Genomic DNA, 17,065 nt, shown 5'->3' on the forward strand with positions numbered 1-17,065 from the left:
ATTCACGGCCGCAACGTCATTGATCCGGATTTTCACCGTGCTCCTGGCTACCGGGCTGCTGTCCGATACCGGGTGTGCATTTGCCGAAGACCAGGACACGGCGCTGTTCGCGCCCTTCGCCCGCGTGCTGGACATGCATGTCCAGGAGTATCCCCTGACCGGTGGCGGACTGGTTTCCTCATTCGATTACCGCGCCGCACAGGCTGACATCGAGACGATGCGGCTGATCGATCAGCAGCGCGTGCGCCTGGCCGAATTCGATCCCGAGCGCATCGAGTCACGGCAGCAGGCGCTGGCATTCTGGATCAATGCCTACAACTTCTTCATGATCGCCCATATTCTTGAACACCCCGGGGACGGCAAACTGGTCGACTCCGTGCGCGACTATGGCTCACTGTTCAATCCCTATCGCGTTTTCGACCGCAACCTGTTCGATATCGGCGGGCGGCACTATGCGCTGAGCGAAATCGAAATCGACGTTTTGCTGGGTGAGGAATTTGCCGCTCGCGGATGGAAGGATGCGCGCGTGCACTTCGCCGTCAACTGCGCCTCGGTAGGCTGTCCGCCCCTGCGCGAAAAGGCCTATAACGCAGAAACCGTCGACGGGATGCTCGACGAAAATACCCGGCTGGCGCTGAACACGCCACTGCACCTGCACATTGAAGAAGACACGCTGTGGCTGTCCAGCCTGTTTGACTGGTATCAGTCCGACTTCGCCGAGCAGTCCGGCTCGGTGCGTGAATTCATCGGAGAGCACGTCAACAAGTCGACGCGGCAGCGCATCAAGCAGGCAACCCAAACCCGCTTTATCGATTACGACTGGGATCTGAATGGCCCCGACAACATCCGGGCCTGGATTGAAGCCCGCAACCTTGAGCAGCCCGACCCATGACACCGACCCTCATCGCGATGACCCGTTGCGGACTGACAGGCTTCGCCGCGCTGGCGCTGGGGGCCATGCCAGCGATAGCCAACGCCGGGAATCTTCTGACCCTGGATCAGATTCAGGTCATCGGTTCACGCACCGGCAGCGACTCGGCCCTCGACTCGGCCGTTCCGGTCGATATCTTCAGCGGAGAACAATTGCGATCTGCCGGAGCGGTCGGCAACGAGCTCGGCGAAGCGCTGGCGCTGCTGGCGCCCTCGTTCAGCTTCCCGCGCCAGTCCAACTCAGTGACTTCGGATCACGTTCGCTCCGCTCAGCTCAGGGGCATGAGCCCGGACCAGGTGCTGGTACTGGTCAACGGCAAGCGCCGTCATGCCTCGGCGGTGGTCAACGACAACACCAAGATCGGTCGTGGCACGAATGCTTTCGACTTCAACACCATCCCCTTGAGCGCGGTCAAGCGCGTCGAGATCCTGCGCGACGGTGCCAGTGCCCAGTACGGATCAGACGCGATTGCCGGCGTGATCAACATCGTGCTCGAGGATCATGCCGGGGGCGTGCGCGCCGGCGTTAGCTACGGGCTACACAACACTGACGTCGCTCCGATTGATCGCACGGTCACGGATGGCCAGTCAGCCAGTGTTTGGATCGACCATGGCGTGACGCTCGCTGAAGGCGGTTTTTTCAACTATGGCCTGGAGGCGACCGGCCGCAGCGCGACCAATCGCGCCGGCTTCGACCGCGTCTCACCGTTCATTCCGCAGACCCGGGCCAACCTGGCCTTCGCCGGCGAAATCACCCACCGCGTCGGTGATCCCGATTCCGATGGGGTCAACCTGTGGCTCAATGCCGAACGGCCGCTCGGCGCAGCGCTGATCTACGGCAACGCCACCGCCAGCTACCGGGAGACCGAAGGCGCCGCAGTCTATCGCTATCCTGACAGTAACCAGAACGTGCCGGCGATCTTTCCGGGCGGCTTCCGGCCGATCACCCTCGGCGACAACATCGACTTCGGCAGCGCGTTCGGCGCACGCCACAGCTTCGGCGAATGGTTGCTGGACCACTCCCTGACCATCCGGCACAACCGCTTCGAGTTCGGCGTCAGAAACTCACTCAACCCGTCGCTCGGCCCGGACAGTCCGACACAGTTTCATTCAGGCACCTTTCGGTTCACTACCGGCGGGCTCGGAAGCGAAGCCCGGCGCCGGTTCGACGATGCCCTGGGCGGACGCGGCATCGACCTGGCCGCAGGCATCGACTACCGCTTCGAGCGCTTCGAAAGCGATCCAGGCGACCCAGGATCATTCAGCGCCGGTGACTTCACCTTTCCGCCAGAGCTGGCTGCGCTGGTCGGCTTTCCGGATATCGGCGCACAGGGTGCCAAGGGCCTGACACCGGACGACGCCGCCAAGGAACAGCGTCATGTCCTCGGCGCATTCGTCGAAGCCAGCAGTCAGCTCAGCGCGCGGTTCAGCGGCAGCGCGGCGGCACGATTCGAACATTACGACGACTTCGGCAGCACCATCACCGGCAAGCTGGCCGGTCGTTTCCAGAGCACTGAAACGCTGGCGCTGCGCGCCTCGCTCTCGACCAGCTTCCGTGCCCCGACCCTGGCCCAGATGGCCTGGTCGCGTCGCGACAACACTTTCTCGACCGAAGGCGCGCGCATCTCCTCGCGCCTGGTACGCGCCGGCAGTGCCCTCGGCCGGGCGCTTGGACTACCAGACCTGGAAGAAGAAACGGCGGTCAACTACAGCGCCGGGGTGGTATGGAACGGCTCGGGCGGACTGCGTCTGAGCATTGACGCATTCGAGATTCGCGTCGATGATCGCATCACGCTGTCTGAGTTCGTTCAGGACCCTGCCGTGATCGATTTCGTGCAGGCCCAGCCTGGCGGCGCAGGCGTTCAGGCGATCGCGGCGTTTACCAACGCAATCGATACACGCACGCGCGGCGTCGAAACAACCGCCAGCTACAGCCTGCCGACCGGGCATGGCCTGTGGCGGTTCGACAGCGCCTGGAGCTGGACCGAGTCACGCATCCGGGACATCGCCATGGTTCCGGGGCGTATCGCTGAACTGTCCCCAGACGTCGAGCTGATCGGCGTCGAACAGATCAACACGGTCGAATCGGCCTCGCCCGAGCATGAATGGGTTTCCAGCGCCCGCTGGCAAGGCCGGCGCTGGCGCGCCAGCGCCCGGCTACGGGTCTATTCATCGGTCGTGCGTGAATTCGCCTTCGCGCGTCAACGATTCTCCGGGCAGTACGCACTCGACCTGGAGGCCGGCTTTGCCATCAGCAACCGCTGGGATCTGACGGTTGGCTCATCGAACATCACCGACGAGTACCCCGATGCCTCCGGCACGGCCAACGATTTTTTCGGCAACTTCGCCTATGATCCGATCAATCCGGTGGGCGTCAATGGTCGCTTTGTTTACCTGCGCTCGGACTGGCGTTTTTGACTCGGCCCGGGCGTGCCTTCGGCCAGCGCCTGGCGCAGCTGGCGCTCGGAATGCGCATCACCAAGCTCGATGTCATCAGCATGCATGACGATTCCCAGACGCTCGAACGCTGCGGTCACCCGCGGCTTTGCGGGTTCATCAATCATGCTTTCGTACTCCTCGCGCCAGACCGATGGAATACTGAGTTCACCGAATCGCGCGATCAGGCGTTCGGCGTTCCAGCGATGATGCCGGCTGTAGCAGCAGGCATGAAAGTCCGCCAGCACCTGGTCAAGCGAGTGTTTGCCACCAGACTGTTCGCGCAGCCGCAGATCCACGCGCAGGAAGTAGGCTGCGCCGGTCCAGTAGACGCGTCGAAAGGCACGCTCGCGCCACATGTTCGGGCTGAGCGCCCGCAGCGTCTGGCCGTGCCCGTTAAAGTCACTCAGGCCGCGGCGAAATCCGGCCGCCAGGCGCCGCCAGGCCTCGTCGGGCGGGATCACGCCGGCGCGAGACTGCAGCAGGTACTGGTAGTAGCTGGCCAGTCCCTCGGAAAACCAGATGTCATCGTTGCCGGGAAACGGAATCAGAAGATGCGCGAACTCGTGGTAACCGCGCCAGTCATCGAGCAGCTCGGCCATGGATGCGTCAGGGTGGACCTGCAGCCTGATCCGGGGCGGGTTGCCGCGTTGTACGCGTCCGTAGGCAATCGGCTGGCGACTCCGGTCGGCTTCAAGCTGGACGACAATGTGACGCTGCGGAAACCCGCCGACAATCGCGGCAACCGAATCGGCCGTGGTTTCAATCCACTGCCTCCAGTGGATAGCCGCCAAGCCTGCAAGCGAGGGATCCAGTTCAAGCCGGATGACGGTCCGTTCGCCAGCGGCCGAGGCGATCACCTTCCCCACCGCAGCCGTTGCGAGCAGCGCGCAGACCGCCCACGCCAGCGCAGCAACGAACGGCGATCGGTAGCGCCGGCTTGCGCTATGCTGGACCCGCTCAGTCACGTTTTCTGCTCGAAACCGCGTTCAGAATCACCATCAGTGACACGCTATCAGCACACATGTCAACGGGGTATTGAGGCGTATGGTTAGACAGTGGTTCTTCACGCTCAGCATGTGCATCATCGCTATCGTTGCGGTTGCGGCCTGGCTGTGGCCGCCGGCCGGGTGGTGCATGGCGCTGTTTGGTCCGCTGATCGCGCTCGGTCTTCACGATGCCTTTCAGACCCGGCACACGGTGCTGAGGAATTTTCCGGTCATCGGCCACTTTCGATACATGATCGAGGGCATACGGCCTGAGATCCAGCAATACCTCATCGAGAGCAACCTCGACGCCTACCCGGTCGAACGGGAGTATCGCACGCTGGTCTATCAGCGCGCCAAGGGCGATCTTGAAACACGCCCCTTCGGCACCCAGCGAGACGTCTACAAGCCAGGCTATGAATGGGCTGCACACGCCATGGCAGCGGCCGGCGAACTGCCAGAGCCGCCCCGCCTGATGATCGGCGAGGCGCAGTGCCAGCAGCCCTACTCCTCGTCCCTGCTCAATATCTCGGCGATGAGCTTCGGATCCCTGTCGTCGCACGCCATTCTGGCGCTCAACACCGCTGCCCGACAAGGCGGTTTTGCGCACAACACCGGCGAAGGCGGCGTCTCACGATATCACCTCGACCCGGGCGGCGACCTGATCTGGCAGATTGGATCCGGCTACTTCGGCTGTCGTCGTGAAGATGGCCGGTTCGATGCCGATCGCTTCGCAGAAAGCGCCAGTCAAACCTCGGTCAGAATGATAGAAATCAAGCTCTCCCAGGGCGCCAAACCCGGCAGCGGCGGCATTCTGCCCGGCAAGAAAGTCAGCGCCGAAGTGGCGCGGGCGCGCGGGTTGAAGCCCGGTCAGGACGCCATTTCACCGTCATCTCACAGTGCCTTCGCCACGCCGGCCGAACTCATGGAATTCATCGCCACCTTGCGCGAACTGTCCGGCGGCAAACCGGTGGGCATCAAGTTCTGTATGGGGCGGGTATCGGACTGGATGGCCATGTGCAAGGCCATGACCGAGACGAACATCACGCCGGACTTCATCACGGTGGACGGTGGCGAGGGCGGCACCGGTGCCGCGCCGCTCGAGCTGTCCAATTCCATGGGGATGCCCAAGCGTGATGCGCTGGTGCTGGTCAGCAACGTGCTTGTCGGTACCGGCCTGAGGCCGGGCATCAAGGTCATCGTCAGCGGCAAGATCCTGAGCGCATTCCACATGATCCGCGCACTGGCATTGGGCGCCGACGGCTGCAACAGCGCCCGCGCGATGATGTTCGCGCTCGGCTGCATTCAGTCACTGCGCTGCAACAACAACACCTGCCCGACCGGGATCACGACCCAGAATCCGGCGCTGGTCAAGGGTCTGGTTGTCGCCGACAAGGCACCGAGGGTGGAGCGCTTTCACGCCCAGACCATCAAGGCCATGCTGAAGCTGCTGTCAGCCATGGGACTGGCCCATCCGGATGATCTCGGTCCGCAGCACATCTACCGACGCTCCGGTGATCTCAACGCCGTGCGCTACGCCGACCTGTACGACTTTCTCGAGCCTGGGCAGCTGCTCGACCCCCAATGTGGCGCCGCATCGGGCCTGGGCCCGCTCTGGCAGCAAGCGCGCGCGGATCGCTGGGGCGACAGCTGGTAATCCATCAGACCACGGCTCCTGCGGATACAGGCTCCAGGCGCACACCAAGGTTGTCATCGACCAGCGCGAGGTGATTGTGATCGATGGCCCGCCAGTGCGGGCCCGGGTTGAGCGGCTCCGAACTGATCATTACGGCGCGGGTATTCCCGCCTTGTTCCATCCAGCACGCTTCACCATCGCAGCGAAAGCCGCCGCCGCTGTTGATGTAGAGGCTGTCGATATAGTCAGGATCGGAGCTGTAGCGACAAGCGGCGGCATGCTGTCCATCGCTCAGAATGAAGTTGAGATAGCAATGTGAACCAGGCGCATGACTGTCGACGAGTTCACGAATCTCTCTGATGCCGCAGCAGATAGCCTGACGCAAGAGTTCGCAGCTGCTATCGTTTTCATGACCGCGCAGATGCTCGCTGATCAGGGCGAAGACGTGTTCAGTATCGGTATTGCCACGGATGCTCTCGAAACCCGCGTCACTCAGACGCGCCATCAGCGGACGCCGAATGCGCCTGAAGTTCTCGATACGGCCATTGTGCATGAATGCAAAACGACCACAGCGAAACGGGTGACAGTTGGCCTCCGAGACCTCGAAGCTGCCCCCGGTCGCGGCACGAACATGCGCCAGGATGCACTGGCTGCTGGTCACCCGCGCCAGTTCATCAAGGTTGGCATTACTCCAGGCCGGCGTCAGCGATCGAAACCGCGCGGGGCGTCGGTGGCCGTCAACGTACCAGGCCACCCCGAACCCGTCCCCATTGAGCGGTTCGGGCCGTTCGCGAGCGCGCACGCTCTGGTTGATCAGAGAATTCTCCGGTCGCGTCACCAGGTCAGCAATCGAAAGCCGTTCACCCATGTAGAGCGTCATTCGGCACATTACGGAATACCCCGTATGGGATCACTTCGGCCCACATGCTAGCCTACCCTGGGCTCAGTGTGTGACCGTCAGCGCGTGTCTGAGACAACGGTGCAAGACGCGACCCGCAGCGGGGGCAACGGCAGCGCTCGCATGGCCTACCAAAAGAAGCTGAGCGCCGGGCAGCGCACAAGCAGGACTTGCCAATGAGTCGATGGATCACTACATGCCGGTTACGTCGCTTCCAGCGGCATGCCTTTTTCCTGGTGACGGTAGCGCTGGTGGCCAGTTGCAGCCTGGCGCCAAGCCGACCGGATCTCCAGCGGCTCTACGAAACCGCGCGCAGCGACGTCACCCAGCCACCGGTTGTGCTGATCCCCGGACTGATGGGCACCCGCCTGGTTTCGGAATCGGAAGGAGAGATCTGGGTCGGATCAGTACTTGATGCGATGTTGTCGCGCTACGAGCACGCAGCGCTGAGAATCAACCCGGAAACCCTCGATCCTGATCCCGGAGATGTCCGGCCCGGCGCCATCACCGGCAAGTTCGCCGGCCGCGATTTCTACAGCTCGATCATCGACACACTGGAAACCGCCGGCGGTTTCGAGCCTGCCGTCCCGGGCCAGCCGGTCGAGCCGGGCGGTCGATACTACTACGTGTTCACCTATGACTGGCGCCTGGACAACGTCCATACGGTCGGCAGGCTCGATGACCTGATCGAGCAGATTCGCGCCGATCACGGCGACCGCGATCTGAAGGTGGACATCGTGGCGCATTCGATGGGCGGAATGATCGCGCGCTACTTTCTGCGTTACGGCACGGTCGACGTGACCAATGACAACAACTTCCCGGTCAACTACCACGGCGAGAACACGGTCCGTCGCATCGTGCTGCTTGGCACGCCCAACCTGGGCTCGGTCGAGTCGGTCAAGGCGTTTATCGTGGGGCGCCGAATCGGGCTGCGGCGAATTCCGCCGGAAGTGCTGATCACCTTTCCAAGCTTCTATCAGCTGTTCACCCATCCGATCAACGACTGGTTGCTCGATATCGACGGGAAGCCCATCGACGCCGACCCGTTCGATCTGAGCACCTGGAAGCGTTTCCAGTGGTCGATCTACGACCCGCAGGTAAGAAAGCGAATCATGAAGCGCTTCGACGATCCCGAGCAGGGCCGAGAGCGCCTGGCCCTCATGGAAAAGTATTTTCACAAGCATATCGAGCGAGGACGGCGTTTTATCTGGTCACTGACAGTCAATCTTGAACGCAGCCCCTGGCAACTGGTGGTTTTCGGCGGGGACTGCGATTTGACGCCAGCGCGCATGGTCGTCGAGGAACACGATGAGCGCTATGAGCTGCATCTCGATCCCGACGACATCCGCTCGCCACGCCCGGGCGTGGACTACGACCGTCTGATTCTGGAACCGGGTGACGGCGTCGTCACCAAGGCTTCGCTGCTGGCGCGCGAATCGCTCGATCCATTCGTCCCTCGCCACCCATGGAGCTTTTTCCCGATGAAATATCCGCTTTTTTTGTGTGAATCACACAGTCAGCTCACCACCAACCTGTTTTTCCAGGACAACCTGCTCCACTTTCTGCTCAGCCAGGACACATGAAGCATAAGCCACTGACACCCCAACGGATCCGACGCCAACAGCGACAGGATCGCCGATACGCCGAAAGTGGTACGCTCAGGACGCAGCTCAAGCGCCACAGCGTGGCCATCATCAGCCTTGCCGTAGCGGTCATTTCGCTCGGCTACAACACCTGGAGAAACGAAACCTCGGAGCTGCACCGCAACTGGCGCCAGGCAGCATTCCAGACCACCGTCGAGCTCAATGAACTGCAGCAGATCGTGCTGTACCGGCGCTATTTTCATGGTCGTGAGGAGCATCCATACCAGCCTATACGTGACGCCGAGACCTGGGTGACGGGCTGGGGCAAGGTGGCCAGCATTCGCGATCTCACTTCCGTGTTGCCCGAGCCCCTGCCGGCCCGTGGTCAAAGCCTGCACGCAACGTGGGAGCAGCACGCGGGCGATCTCGACAGCGGCGGACAGGCGGCCCAGCGCGCGGAAGATGAACTGATGGGCACGATCGACGATACCCGGCAGGCCACCATCGGTCTGATCGAACAGTTGCGCTGAACACAGCCCGTTCCATGGCCGGCTTGCTTCACCGGGCGAACGGCTGCTGCCGGCCTCGATCATCGCTCGGGCGGACAGCCGCATCGAGGCATGATCGGGTTTTACTTCTGTCGTAAAAAGTGTGACACTTTTGTGACCTGCCTGTGCCTCGACTGCATGGTCGAGACGTTTGCAGGCAAGCGGGGGGTATTGTCAACAATAGCCACTGACCACTGGAGGGACACAGTGAACTACCGCAACCTCAGCAACAGCCTGCTCGCGGCTGCGTGCTTGGCCGTACTGCCGGCACTGCATGCCGACCGAGCCCAGGCACAGACCGACAACCAATCCGCTGAACTCGACCGCGTCGAGGTCACCGGCACACGCATCAAGCGCACCGACTTCGAGGGCCCGGCGCCCGTACAGGTCATCGACCGCGAAGAAATCGAGCGATCCGGCCACATCCGCGTCGGTGACCTGCTCCAGGAACTGACCTCGTCGGGATCTGCCATCAACACCGCGTTCAACGCGCCCGACCAGGGCGGTGATGGCTCCGTACGCGTCTCGTTGCGCAACCTCGAGCCCGAACGCACGCTGGTGCTCGTCAACGGCCGCAGGTGGGTCAAGGCCACGACCCAGGCCGGCGTGGCCAACAGCGCCGACCTGAGCACCATTCCGGCAGCAGCGGTCGAGCGTATCGAAGTACTGACCGGCGGCGCCTCGTCAGTCTACGGATCGGACGCCATCGCCGGCGTAATCAATATCATCACGCGCACCGACTTTACCGGCACGTCAGCCAGCGCCTAGTATGGGCAGACCAGCGAAAGCGACGGCGAGGAAGAGGCCTACAGCTTTACCATGGGCCGCGGCAATGGCCAGAGCAACCTGCTGTTCAACATCAGCTATACCAAGCAGAAAGAAATCATGGCCGCAGACCGTGCCATTTCGCGTGTACCCAAATTCGGCGCCGACGAGTTTGGCGGAGCGATCAGTCGCGGCTCATCCGCCACACCCGAGGGTCGTTTCATTTTCATCGACCCGAACACCGGTGAGGTATTCGACCTGACCCGGGACACCGGCTCCGGCATGCCCTCACTGGACGACTTCCGCCCGTTCGACGGAACCGCCGACCGCTACAACTTCGCGCCCGACAACTACCTGCAGATTCCACTGACCCAGACCTCGGCCTACGTCCAGGCAACCCATGATTTCTCACCCAGTCTGCGGCTGTTCACCGAAGCCCTCTACAATCGACGAGAATCGATCCAGCTGCAGGCACCGGTACCGATCTTCCTGGGCTCGGCCGGCATTCTGCCGCTCAACGTCGGCGTATCGGCCACCAACCCCTACAATCCGTTCGGTTTTGATCTGGATCCGAACACCAACCTGATCCTGATCGGCCGCCGCTTCATTGAAGCTGGGACGCGCAACTACAACGGTGAGGTGGATACCTGGCGCTGGACCGGCGGTCTGCAGGGTGACTTCCGGTTCGCCGATCGTCGTTTTGACTGGGATGTTTCCTATACCTTCTCGAAATCGGAACGCAACGCGACGATCGAAAACCTGCTCAACCACGACCGTCTGGCCCGGGCCCTCGGACCCATCGATCAATGCACCGGCGAGTGCGTACCGTTCAATATCTTCGGCGGCCAGCAGGGCACGGGCAACGTCCCTGGCAGCGGCGGCTCGATCACCCCGGAGATGGTCGACTACGTGACCTACACCGCGCTTGAGCAAAACGAGCAAAAGATGGTCAACTGGCTGGCCAATATCAGCGGCGAGATTGTTGACCTGCCGGCCGGACCCCTCGCGTTCGCCGCCGGTTTCGAGAAGCGACGGGAATTCGCCGCCGACACGCCCGACCCGCTGGCCCAGGCCGGATCGGGCGCGGCGAGCGTCAGCGGCGGCCAGCGGTCACCGACCTCGGGCCGCCTCAACCTGGAGGCCTGGTACGCGGAGCTCAATGTGCCCCTGCTGGCCGACCGGCCCGGGGCGGATATTCTCGAACTGAGCGCATCCATCCGCGGTTCGGACTTCGAGCAGTTCGGCTCGGAAACAACCGGCCGGCTGGGGCTGCGCTGGCGGCCGACCGGGGATCTGCTGTTGCGCACCAGCTTCGCGGAAGGATTCCGAGCGCCCGGCGTGCAGGAGCTGTTTGGCGGTCTCGGCGTGCTTGACCCGATACTGACCGACCCGTGCTCGAACTTCCTGACCAGTGGCGTTTCCCAGGATGTCATCGATAACTGCATCGCCCAGGGCGTGCCTGCCGACGGCAGCTACGAGCAGATCAACACACAGATCCGCATCACCACCGGCGGCAACCCGGAACTCGAACCCGAAACCTCCGAGTCGTTCACTATCGGCGGGGTATGGAGCCCCGACGCCATCTCCGGGCTCAGCGTTGCGATCGACTATTACGATATCGAACTGGACAATTCGATCACCTCGATCGGGGCGCAGAGCATTCTCGACGCCTGCGCTTTTTCGCTGCGTTTGTGCAATCTGATCGAGCGTTCGGCCTCCGGCGAGGTGTCGCGGCTGCTCGACACGCAGGTCAACATCGGCAGCACCGAAACCGCCGGGCTTGATTTTTCGGTCGACTACACCTTCCGGGATACCCCAATCGGCTCCTTCCGTGCGCTGTGGCGCGGCACCTATACCGAGAAATTCCGCGAATTCGTGCCCGACTTCAGCGATCCCGACGCGCCTGAGGAAGTTCGGGATCTGCTCGGTACCCTGCTGCCCGGTCAGCCTGATCGCAGCTTCCCTAAGTGGCGCAGCACGCTCGACGTGATCTGGACCATGGGTGACTGGGAAGGCGTCTGGAACGTCCACTATGTTCACAGCTACACCGAAAACTGCAGTGACGGGCTGACGCCGAGTTTCTCGGAACTGGGGATGTGCTCCAATCCAGACCCGGTCAACCCGACCAACACGCTCGGTTCAGTGGTCTACAACGATGTCCAGCTGTCGTACCACTTCGACGGTTTCGGCGTCGGTGACACGCGCGTGACGCTGGGTATCGACAACCTGTTCGATCGTGACCCACCGGTGTCCACCGCGGCGTTCTCCAACAGCTTCGACGCAACGCAACACCGGATTCCGGGCCAGTTCTACTACGCCCGGGTCAACGTCGACTTCTGAGTCGTCACAGGCATGCAGCAAGCCCGCGGGCCCCTGGCTCGCGGGTGCTTCACCCCCCGAGCCGCTCGGCCGGGTATCCCGCAGGGATCCCGGGCTATCAGGTAACCACTTCCACCGTCACGCCGGCATGCCGGGCCAGACGCTCGCGCAGGATCTCGCCAAGCGCAGTCGATGGCGTCCAGAACCCACCGGCACAGCGCTCGCGCGGCAGATCCCGGGCCAGCGCGGTGGCGGCCTCGCCGATCATGCGCGAGGTCGAGCCGTAGCCGGGGTCGCGATCACCCCGGACCCGCACCTGCAGCTGCTGGCCTTCGCCGAGCTCACCGTGAATGACAATGTTGAAAAACCCGGCCTCGCGCTTTTCGGCTGACGGTCCTTCGCCGGGGCTGGGCAAGACCAGCCTGCGGAGCAGCGCGCGAGTCGGCGCCAGCCCGGCACCAAGCGCGAAGGCGGCCATGCCGGCTGAAACGCTGTAGGCCTTCATGCGGCCTCCGAAACCCCGGCCTGTAAGAACCGCTTCGTCATAGCGAAAGTCACGTCCGTAGGCGTAGTTCTGCAAGGCATTGGCGCGATGCACGACGCGCGTGTTGATCGCTGCCATGATGAACGGTGCCATCCAGCTGCCGACGATTTCGTCATAGGCCGGCCCGTTGACCAGCGGCTGGCGCGGCGCCGGTTCATCGCGCTCCGGGCACAGGGCAAACGGGTTCTTGAGGGACCGGGCGGTCTCCGGGTCGCGGCGCGCCTGCTCGACAATATTGAGCATGCTGGCGAAGGTGCCGCCGCTCAGCCCGCCACGGGCGGCCTTGACGCGCATCCGCACGCGGCCGGCCGGCTGGCCATAGCGCTCACGGGCGCGCTCCTGCAAGAACCACACACCCAGGTCCGACGGGATCGAGTCGAAACCGCAGCAGTGCACGATTCGGGCTCCGCTGTCGCGGGCCGCGGCTTCGTGCCTGCCGATCATCTGCTGCATCCAGGGCACCTCGCCGGACAGATCACAGTAGTCGGTGCCCGCCTCGACGCAGGCCGCGACCAGCTCCGATCCGTAAAGCGCGTAAGGGCCGACGGTGGTGCAGACGACCCGGGTCCGGCCGGCCAGCGCGTCCAGCGAGGCACGGTCAAAGCTGTCGGCAACAATGAGCGGGACCGCCGCAGCCTGGCTACCCAGGCTGTCGCGCACCTGCTCGAGCTTGTCGGGACTGCGGCCCGCCAGCGCCCACCTGAGATCCCCGCCAACGCCGTGGCGCGCCAGCAGGTGTTCGGCCACCAGGCGCCCGGTAAAGCCGGTTGCGCCCATCAGGACGATATCGAATTCGCGCTCGCTCATGCCGATCCTGTTTGGTCAATGACAAACCACGACGATAGCACGCCGCCGACGATCAGTCGTGCACGTCCAGGCCCAGGTCCAGGCAGGGCGCGGAGTGGGTCAGGGCGCCAACGGAGATGACATCGACACCGGTTGCGGCGATATCGCCGACCGTGTCAAGAGCGACGTTGCCGGATGCCTCCAGGATCACGCCCCGCCCGCGCGAGCGCCGGACGGCTTCGCGCAGATCGGCCAGGCTGAAGTTGTCGAGCAGGATCGACTCGGCACCGGATTCCAGCGCTTCGTCGAGCTGATCGAGCGAGTCGATCTCGGCGGCGATGCGCGCCATATGGCCGGCAAACGCCCGGGCGCGCCGCACGGCCTCGCCGACGCCACCGGCCATGGCGACATGATTGTCCTTGATCAGCACCGCGTCATCGAGCCCGAAACGATGCCGGGCGCCGCCCCCGGCGACGACTGCATGAAGCTCCAGCGCACGCAGTCCCGGCGTGGTCTTGCGCGTGTGGGCGATCACCGCAGTCGCACCGGCCAGCGCGTCGACATAGCGCCGGGTCAGCGTGGCAATACCCGACAGGCGGCCGAGAAAGTTGAGTGCGGTGCGCTCTCCCGAAAGAATCGCGCGCGCCAGGCCCTGAATCACCGCGATCACGCCGCCGGGCCGCAAGGGCTGTCCGTCTTCGAGCTGCCAGTCGATCTTTACGGCCCGATCAAGCTGGGCGAACGCTTCTTCGGCCACGGCGCATCCGGCCAAAACGCCACTCTCACGGGCCATCAGCGCAAACCGTCCACGGTAGTCGGCAGGCACCGTGGCTATTGATGTCACGTCACCGCGCGCCCCGAGGTCCTCGGCCAGCGCACGCGCCACCGTCTCGACCAGCACCTGACGCGGCAGTTGGGCCATCATGACGTCAGTCCCGCAGCGCAGCCGATCCCGCCATTGCCGAAGCGGTCAGGAGACACGGTAACGAAGCTCGATCGCGTGGCTGCTGCCGGCTGCGGAAAATCGGTTCGGAAATGCGCCCCGCGGCTCTCCTCACGCGCCAGGGCGGCGTCGGCGACCAGCCGGGCAGTAATCAGCGAATCAGCCGGACCGCACGCCTGCTCAAGCCGGCCGATCGCCTCGAGCAGGCTGGCCAGCCCACGGGCATCGCGTTCGATGCCGGCATGCCGCGACATGTTGTCGCGAAGGCTTGCCAGACTGGACGGCGACAGTTCACCATGCGACCGCAAGGCGGGCAACGGACCGGCGCGTTCGGCCGGTTCAGCATCGCGCAGCTCATAGGCGGTCCGACGCGCCATGACCAGTGCCTCGAGTAAAGAGTTGGAGGCCAGACGGTTGGCGCCGTGCGCTCCGGTACAGGCCACTTCGCCGACCGCCAGCAGCCCCTCGACACCCGTTCGGCCATCCAGCCCGGCGGCAATGCCACCCATGTGGTAGTGGGCGGCCGGCGCAACCGGGATAGGCTGACAGCGCGGATCGAGGCCGTGGCGCAGGCAGGCTTCGAACGCTGCGGGAAAACGCTGCGGGAAGTGCACGCCGGGGTTATCGCGGCCATCCAGCCAGGCGCCGCCTGCTCTGTGCTGACGATAGACCTCCCGGGCCACGACTGCGCGTGGCGCCAGATCGCCTTCCGGATGCCGATCAGCCATGAATCGCCTGCCTTGCGCATCGATCAGCACCGCGCCGGCGCCGCGCAGCGCCTCGCTGGCCAGCGGTGCCGGACTGACTCCAAAATCCATGGCGGTCGGATGAAACTGAACGAACTCTGCATCGCGAATCACCGCGCCAAGCCGCGCCGCCCATGCCAGCGCCCTGCCCTGGTTGCCGGGCGGATTGGTGGTTATGGCATACAGCCCCCCCAGTCCTCCAGTGGCCAGCACGACACTGCAGCCGGCAAGCCGGTGGGTCACCCCGCAGCGATCGCTTGCAGCCACGCCCCGACAGCGGCCCTGGTCATCGGCCAGCAGCGCCTGAACGGTCCAGTGCTCGCGCAGCTCGATATGCCCGGCCTGCCGGACGGCAGCGCCGAGCACCTGAACGATCGCCGCACCCGCCTGGTCGCCGTTGACCTGGGCCACGCGGGCACGACCGTGTGCCGCCTCCCTGGACAGCAGCCAGCTGCCGTCGCCATTGCGTGAAAACGGCACACCCAGGTCCGCCAGGGCCTCGACTTCGGCAACCGCTGAGCCGGTCAGCCAGGCAAGCATTTCAGGCTCGGCCAGACCGTCACCGGCCCTTATTGCGTCACGGGCATGCTCGGCGGGATTGTCATCGGCCGCCAGCGGCGCAGCAATCCCGCCCTGGGCCCAGCCACTGGCGCTCTGGGCACCCAGACATTCGCTGGTCAGCACAACCACCGGCCGGGGCGCCAGATGCAGGGCCGCCCACAATCCGGCAATGCCGGATCCAACGATGATAATCGGTGCAGATTTCACGCGCCGGGCAGCGCGACGTAAGCGGCATCCCGGGCCGGACGTGTCGAGTCGAACGCCGGCGGCCGTCCTGGTTTCGGCAGCGCCAGCATGGCCGCCAGGCTGCTGCGCGCCCGGCGCGCCGTATCGACATCCACCTCGACGATGTGCCGCATTTCGCGCAAAGCGCGGTAGATGCCCGTCAGGGTGATTCGTTTCATGTAAGGACACAGGTTGCACGGGCGAACGAAGCGCGTGGCCGGATTGGCCACCGCCACGTTGTCGCTCATCGAACACTCCGTGATCAGGATCGCCTTGGCCGGTTGGTGTTCGGCCACGAAACTGGCCATAGCGCCGGTCGAGCCGGCGAAATCGGCCGCACGCAGCACCTCGGGCGTGCACTCGGGATGCGTGATGATCATGGCGTCCGGGTGCTCAAGGCGTAGTTGCTCGATATCCGCGCGGGTAAACTTCTCGTGCACTTCGCAGGACCCTTGCCAGGTCAGGATTCGCACACCGGTCTGGCTGGCAACATTGCGTGCCAGATACTCGTCGGGAATCATGATGACCGTATCGGTGTTCCACTGTCGTGCGATCGCCTCGACGACTTCGACCGCGTTGGAGGATGTACAGCAGATATCGGCCTCGGCCTTGACTTCGGCCGATGTGTTGACGTAGGTGACGATCGGGTAGCCCGGGTAGGCGTTCCGGATGCGGCGCACATCGTTTCCATCGATGGACGCAGCCAGCGAGCAGCCAGCTTCGAGATCCGGGATCAGCACTGTCTTGCCCGGCGCCAGAATGCTGGCCGTCTCTGCCATGAAGTGGACGCCGGCCTGGACAATAACGTCCTGGTCCGCCGCTGCCGCCAGCTGCGCCAGGCGCAGCGAGTCGCCGGTGGCATCACCAACGCAGTTGAATATCTCCGGCGTCATGTAATTGTGCGCCAGAACGATCGCGTTGCGCTCGACCTTGAGGCGGTTGATGGCATCGACTAGCGGCGCGTGCAGCGGCCACTCCGCCGCAGGGACGACGTCACGCACCCGCTCATACAGGCTGCCGGTGCGCGCCCGCACACCGTCGTCGTAGACCAGTTCTTCAGGCGGCGGAAAGTCTCCGGCCGCCGGACCCCCAGAATTGGGCTTGGCTTGGATTGCAGACATGATGGTACAGCTTGCGGTTTCGTTCAGCGGGTTTGATG

13 protein-coding genes are annotated in these 17,065 nt (G+C 63.9%); 7 read left to right on the forward strand and 6 right to left on the reverse strand.

Annotation, left to right across the window (positions count from 1 at the left end; translation table 11 throughout):
* The first annotated feature begins 37 nt into the window (after positions 1-37).
* The gene (locus HND55_10490) at positions 38-892 is read left to right on the forward strand and encodes a DUF547 domain-containing protein (protein QKK03029.1); all 855 of its coding nucleotides are present in this window, start codon (positions 38-40) and stop codon (positions 890-892) included.
* Positions 889-3,348, forward strand: a complete 2,460-nt coding sequence (locus HND55_10495; GenBank protein ID QKK03030.1) for a TonB-dependent receptor — start codon at positions 889-891, stop codon at positions 3,346-3,348. Before HND55_10490 ends, HND55_10495 begins: the two co-directional genes overlap by 4 nt.
* Here the strand turns inward: HND55_10495 and HND55_10500 are convergent.
* Entirely contained in the window at positions 3,321-4,334 is a 1,014-nt protein-coding gene (locus HND55_10500) for a hypothetical protein (protein ID QKK03031.1), read from the reverse strand. The two genes, HND55_10495 and HND55_10500, sit on opposite strands and share 28 nt — an antisense overlap.
* A gap of 79 nt (positions 4,335-4,413) precedes the next feature.
* Here HND55_10500 and HND55_10505 point away from each other — a divergent pair, with 79 nt between their 5' ends.
* Positions 4,414-6,009, forward strand: coding sequence for an FMN-binding glutamate synthase family protein (locus HND55_10505; GenBank protein QKK03032.1), 1,596 nt, complete (start codon positions 4,414-4,416; stop codon positions 6,007-6,009).
* Positions 6,010-6,013: 4 nt separating this feature from the next.
* On the opposite strand, the gene HND55_10510 is transcribed toward HND55_10505, so the two are convergent.
* Complete coding sequence (locus tag HND55_10510) at positions 6,014-6,877, reverse strand: class II glutamine amidotransferase (protein QKK03033.1); 864 nt, start codon at positions 6,875-6,877, stop codon at positions 6,014-6,016.
* 185 nt (positions 6,878-7,062) lie between these two features.
* Here HND55_10510 and HND55_10515 point away from each other — a divergent pair, with 185 nt between their 5' ends.
* The 4 genes from HND55_10515 to HND55_10530 all read left to right on the forward strand — a co-directional run bounded on the left by HND55_10515 (position 7,063) and on the right by HND55_10530 (position 12,122).
* Positions 7,063-8,469, forward strand: coding sequence for an alpha/beta fold hydrolase (locus HND55_10515; protein QKK03034.1), 1,407 nt, complete (start codon positions 7,063-7,065; stop codon positions 8,467-8,469).
* Positions 8,470-8,576: 107 nt separating this feature from the next.
* Positions 8,577-8,999: a hypothetical protein gene (locus tag HND55_10520; GenBank protein ID QKK04084.1), complete on the forward strand. Its 423-nt coding sequence runs from the start codon at positions 8,577-8,579 to the stop codon at positions 8,997-8,999.
* Between the two features lie 225 nt (positions 9,000-9,224).
* The gene (locus tag HND55_10525) at positions 9,225-9,785 is read left to right on the forward strand and encodes a TonB-dependent receptor plug domain-containing protein (protein ID QKK03035.1); all 561 of its coding nucleotides are present in this window, start codon (positions 9,225-9,227) and stop codon (positions 9,783-9,785) included.
* Positions 9,786-9,836: 51 nt separating this feature from the next.
* Positions 9,837-12,122 carry a TonB-dependent receptor gene (locus HND55_10530; GenBank protein QKK03036.1) on the forward strand — a complete coding sequence of 762 codons (2,286 nt, stop codon included), beginning with the start codon at positions 9,837-9,839 and terminating at the stop codon, positions 12,120-12,122.
* 97 nt (positions 12,123-12,219) lie between these two features.
* Here the strand turns inward: HND55_10530 and HND55_10535 are convergent, their stop codons facing one another.
* From HND55_10535 to nadA, 4 genes are read right to left on the reverse strand one after another with little or no spacing between them, the layout of a single operon-like run.
* On the reverse strand, positions 12,220-13,452 hold the full coding sequence (locus HND55_10535; protein QKK03037.1) for a saccharopine dehydrogenase: 1,233 nt from the start codon (positions 13,450-13,452) through the stop codon (positions 12,220-12,222).
* Positions 13,453-13,504: 52 nt separating this feature from the next.
* A complete protein-coding gene (gene nadC / locus HND55_10540) occupies positions 13,505-14,356 on the reverse strand; it encodes a carboxylating nicotinate-nucleotide diphosphorylase (protein QKK03038.1) in 852 nt (283 codons plus the stop codon).
* Positions 14,353-15,888, reverse strand: a complete 1,536-nt coding sequence (locus HND55_10545; GenBank protein QKK03039.1) for an L-aspartate oxidase — start codon at positions 15,886-15,888, stop codon at positions 14,353-14,355. The genes nadC and HND55_10545 overlap by 4 nt, the downstream gene beginning before the upstream one ends.
* Positions 15,885-17,027, reverse strand: coding sequence for a quinolinate synthase NadA (gene nadA / locus HND55_10550; GenBank protein ID QKK03040.1), 1,143 nt, complete (start codon positions 17,025-17,027; stop codon positions 15,885-15,887). The genes HND55_10545 and nadA overlap by 4 nt, the downstream gene beginning before the upstream one ends.
* Between the last annotated feature and the right edge of the window lie 38 nt (positions 17,028-17,065).

Source organism: Pseudomonadota bacterium (genome assembly GCA_013285445.1).
GTDB lineage: Bacteria > Pseudomonadota > Gammaproteobacteria > Xanthomonadales > Wenzhouxiangellaceae > Wenzhouxiangella.

Excerpts from the sequence above, each read along its gene's own strand:
- HND55_10515 (QKK03034.1), top strand. The coding sequence starts at position 7,063 with ATGAGTCGATGGATCACTACATGCCGGTTACGTCGCTTCCAGCGGCAT.
- HND55_10535 (QKK03037.1), bottom strand. The coding sequence starts at position 13,452 with ATGAGCGAGCGCGAATTCGATATCGTCCTGATGGGCGCAACCGGCTTT.
- nadA (QKK03040.1), bottom strand. The coding sequence starts at position 17,027 with ATGTCTGCAATCCAAGCCAAGCCCAATTCTGGGGGTCCGGCGGCCGGA.
- HND55_10495 (QKK03030.1), top strand. The coding sequence starts at position 889 with ATGACACCGACCCTCATCGCGATGACCCGTTGCGGACTGACAGGCTTC.
- HND55_10510 (QKK03033.1), bottom strand. The coding sequence starts at position 6,877 with ATGTGCCGAATGACGCTCTACATGGGTGAACGGCTTTCGATTGCTGAC.
- HND55_10505 (QKK03032.1), top strand. The coding sequence starts at position 4,414 with ATGGTTAGACAGTGGTTCTTCACGCTCAGCATGTGCATCATCGCTATC.
- nadC (QKK03038.1), bottom strand. The coding sequence starts at position 14,356 with ATGATGGCCCAACTGCCGCGTCAGGTGCTGGTCGAGACGGTGGCGCGT.
- HND55_10530 (QKK03036.1), top strand. The coding sequence starts at position 9,837 with ATGGGCCGCGGCAATGGCCAGAGCAACCTGCTGTTCAACATCAGCTAT.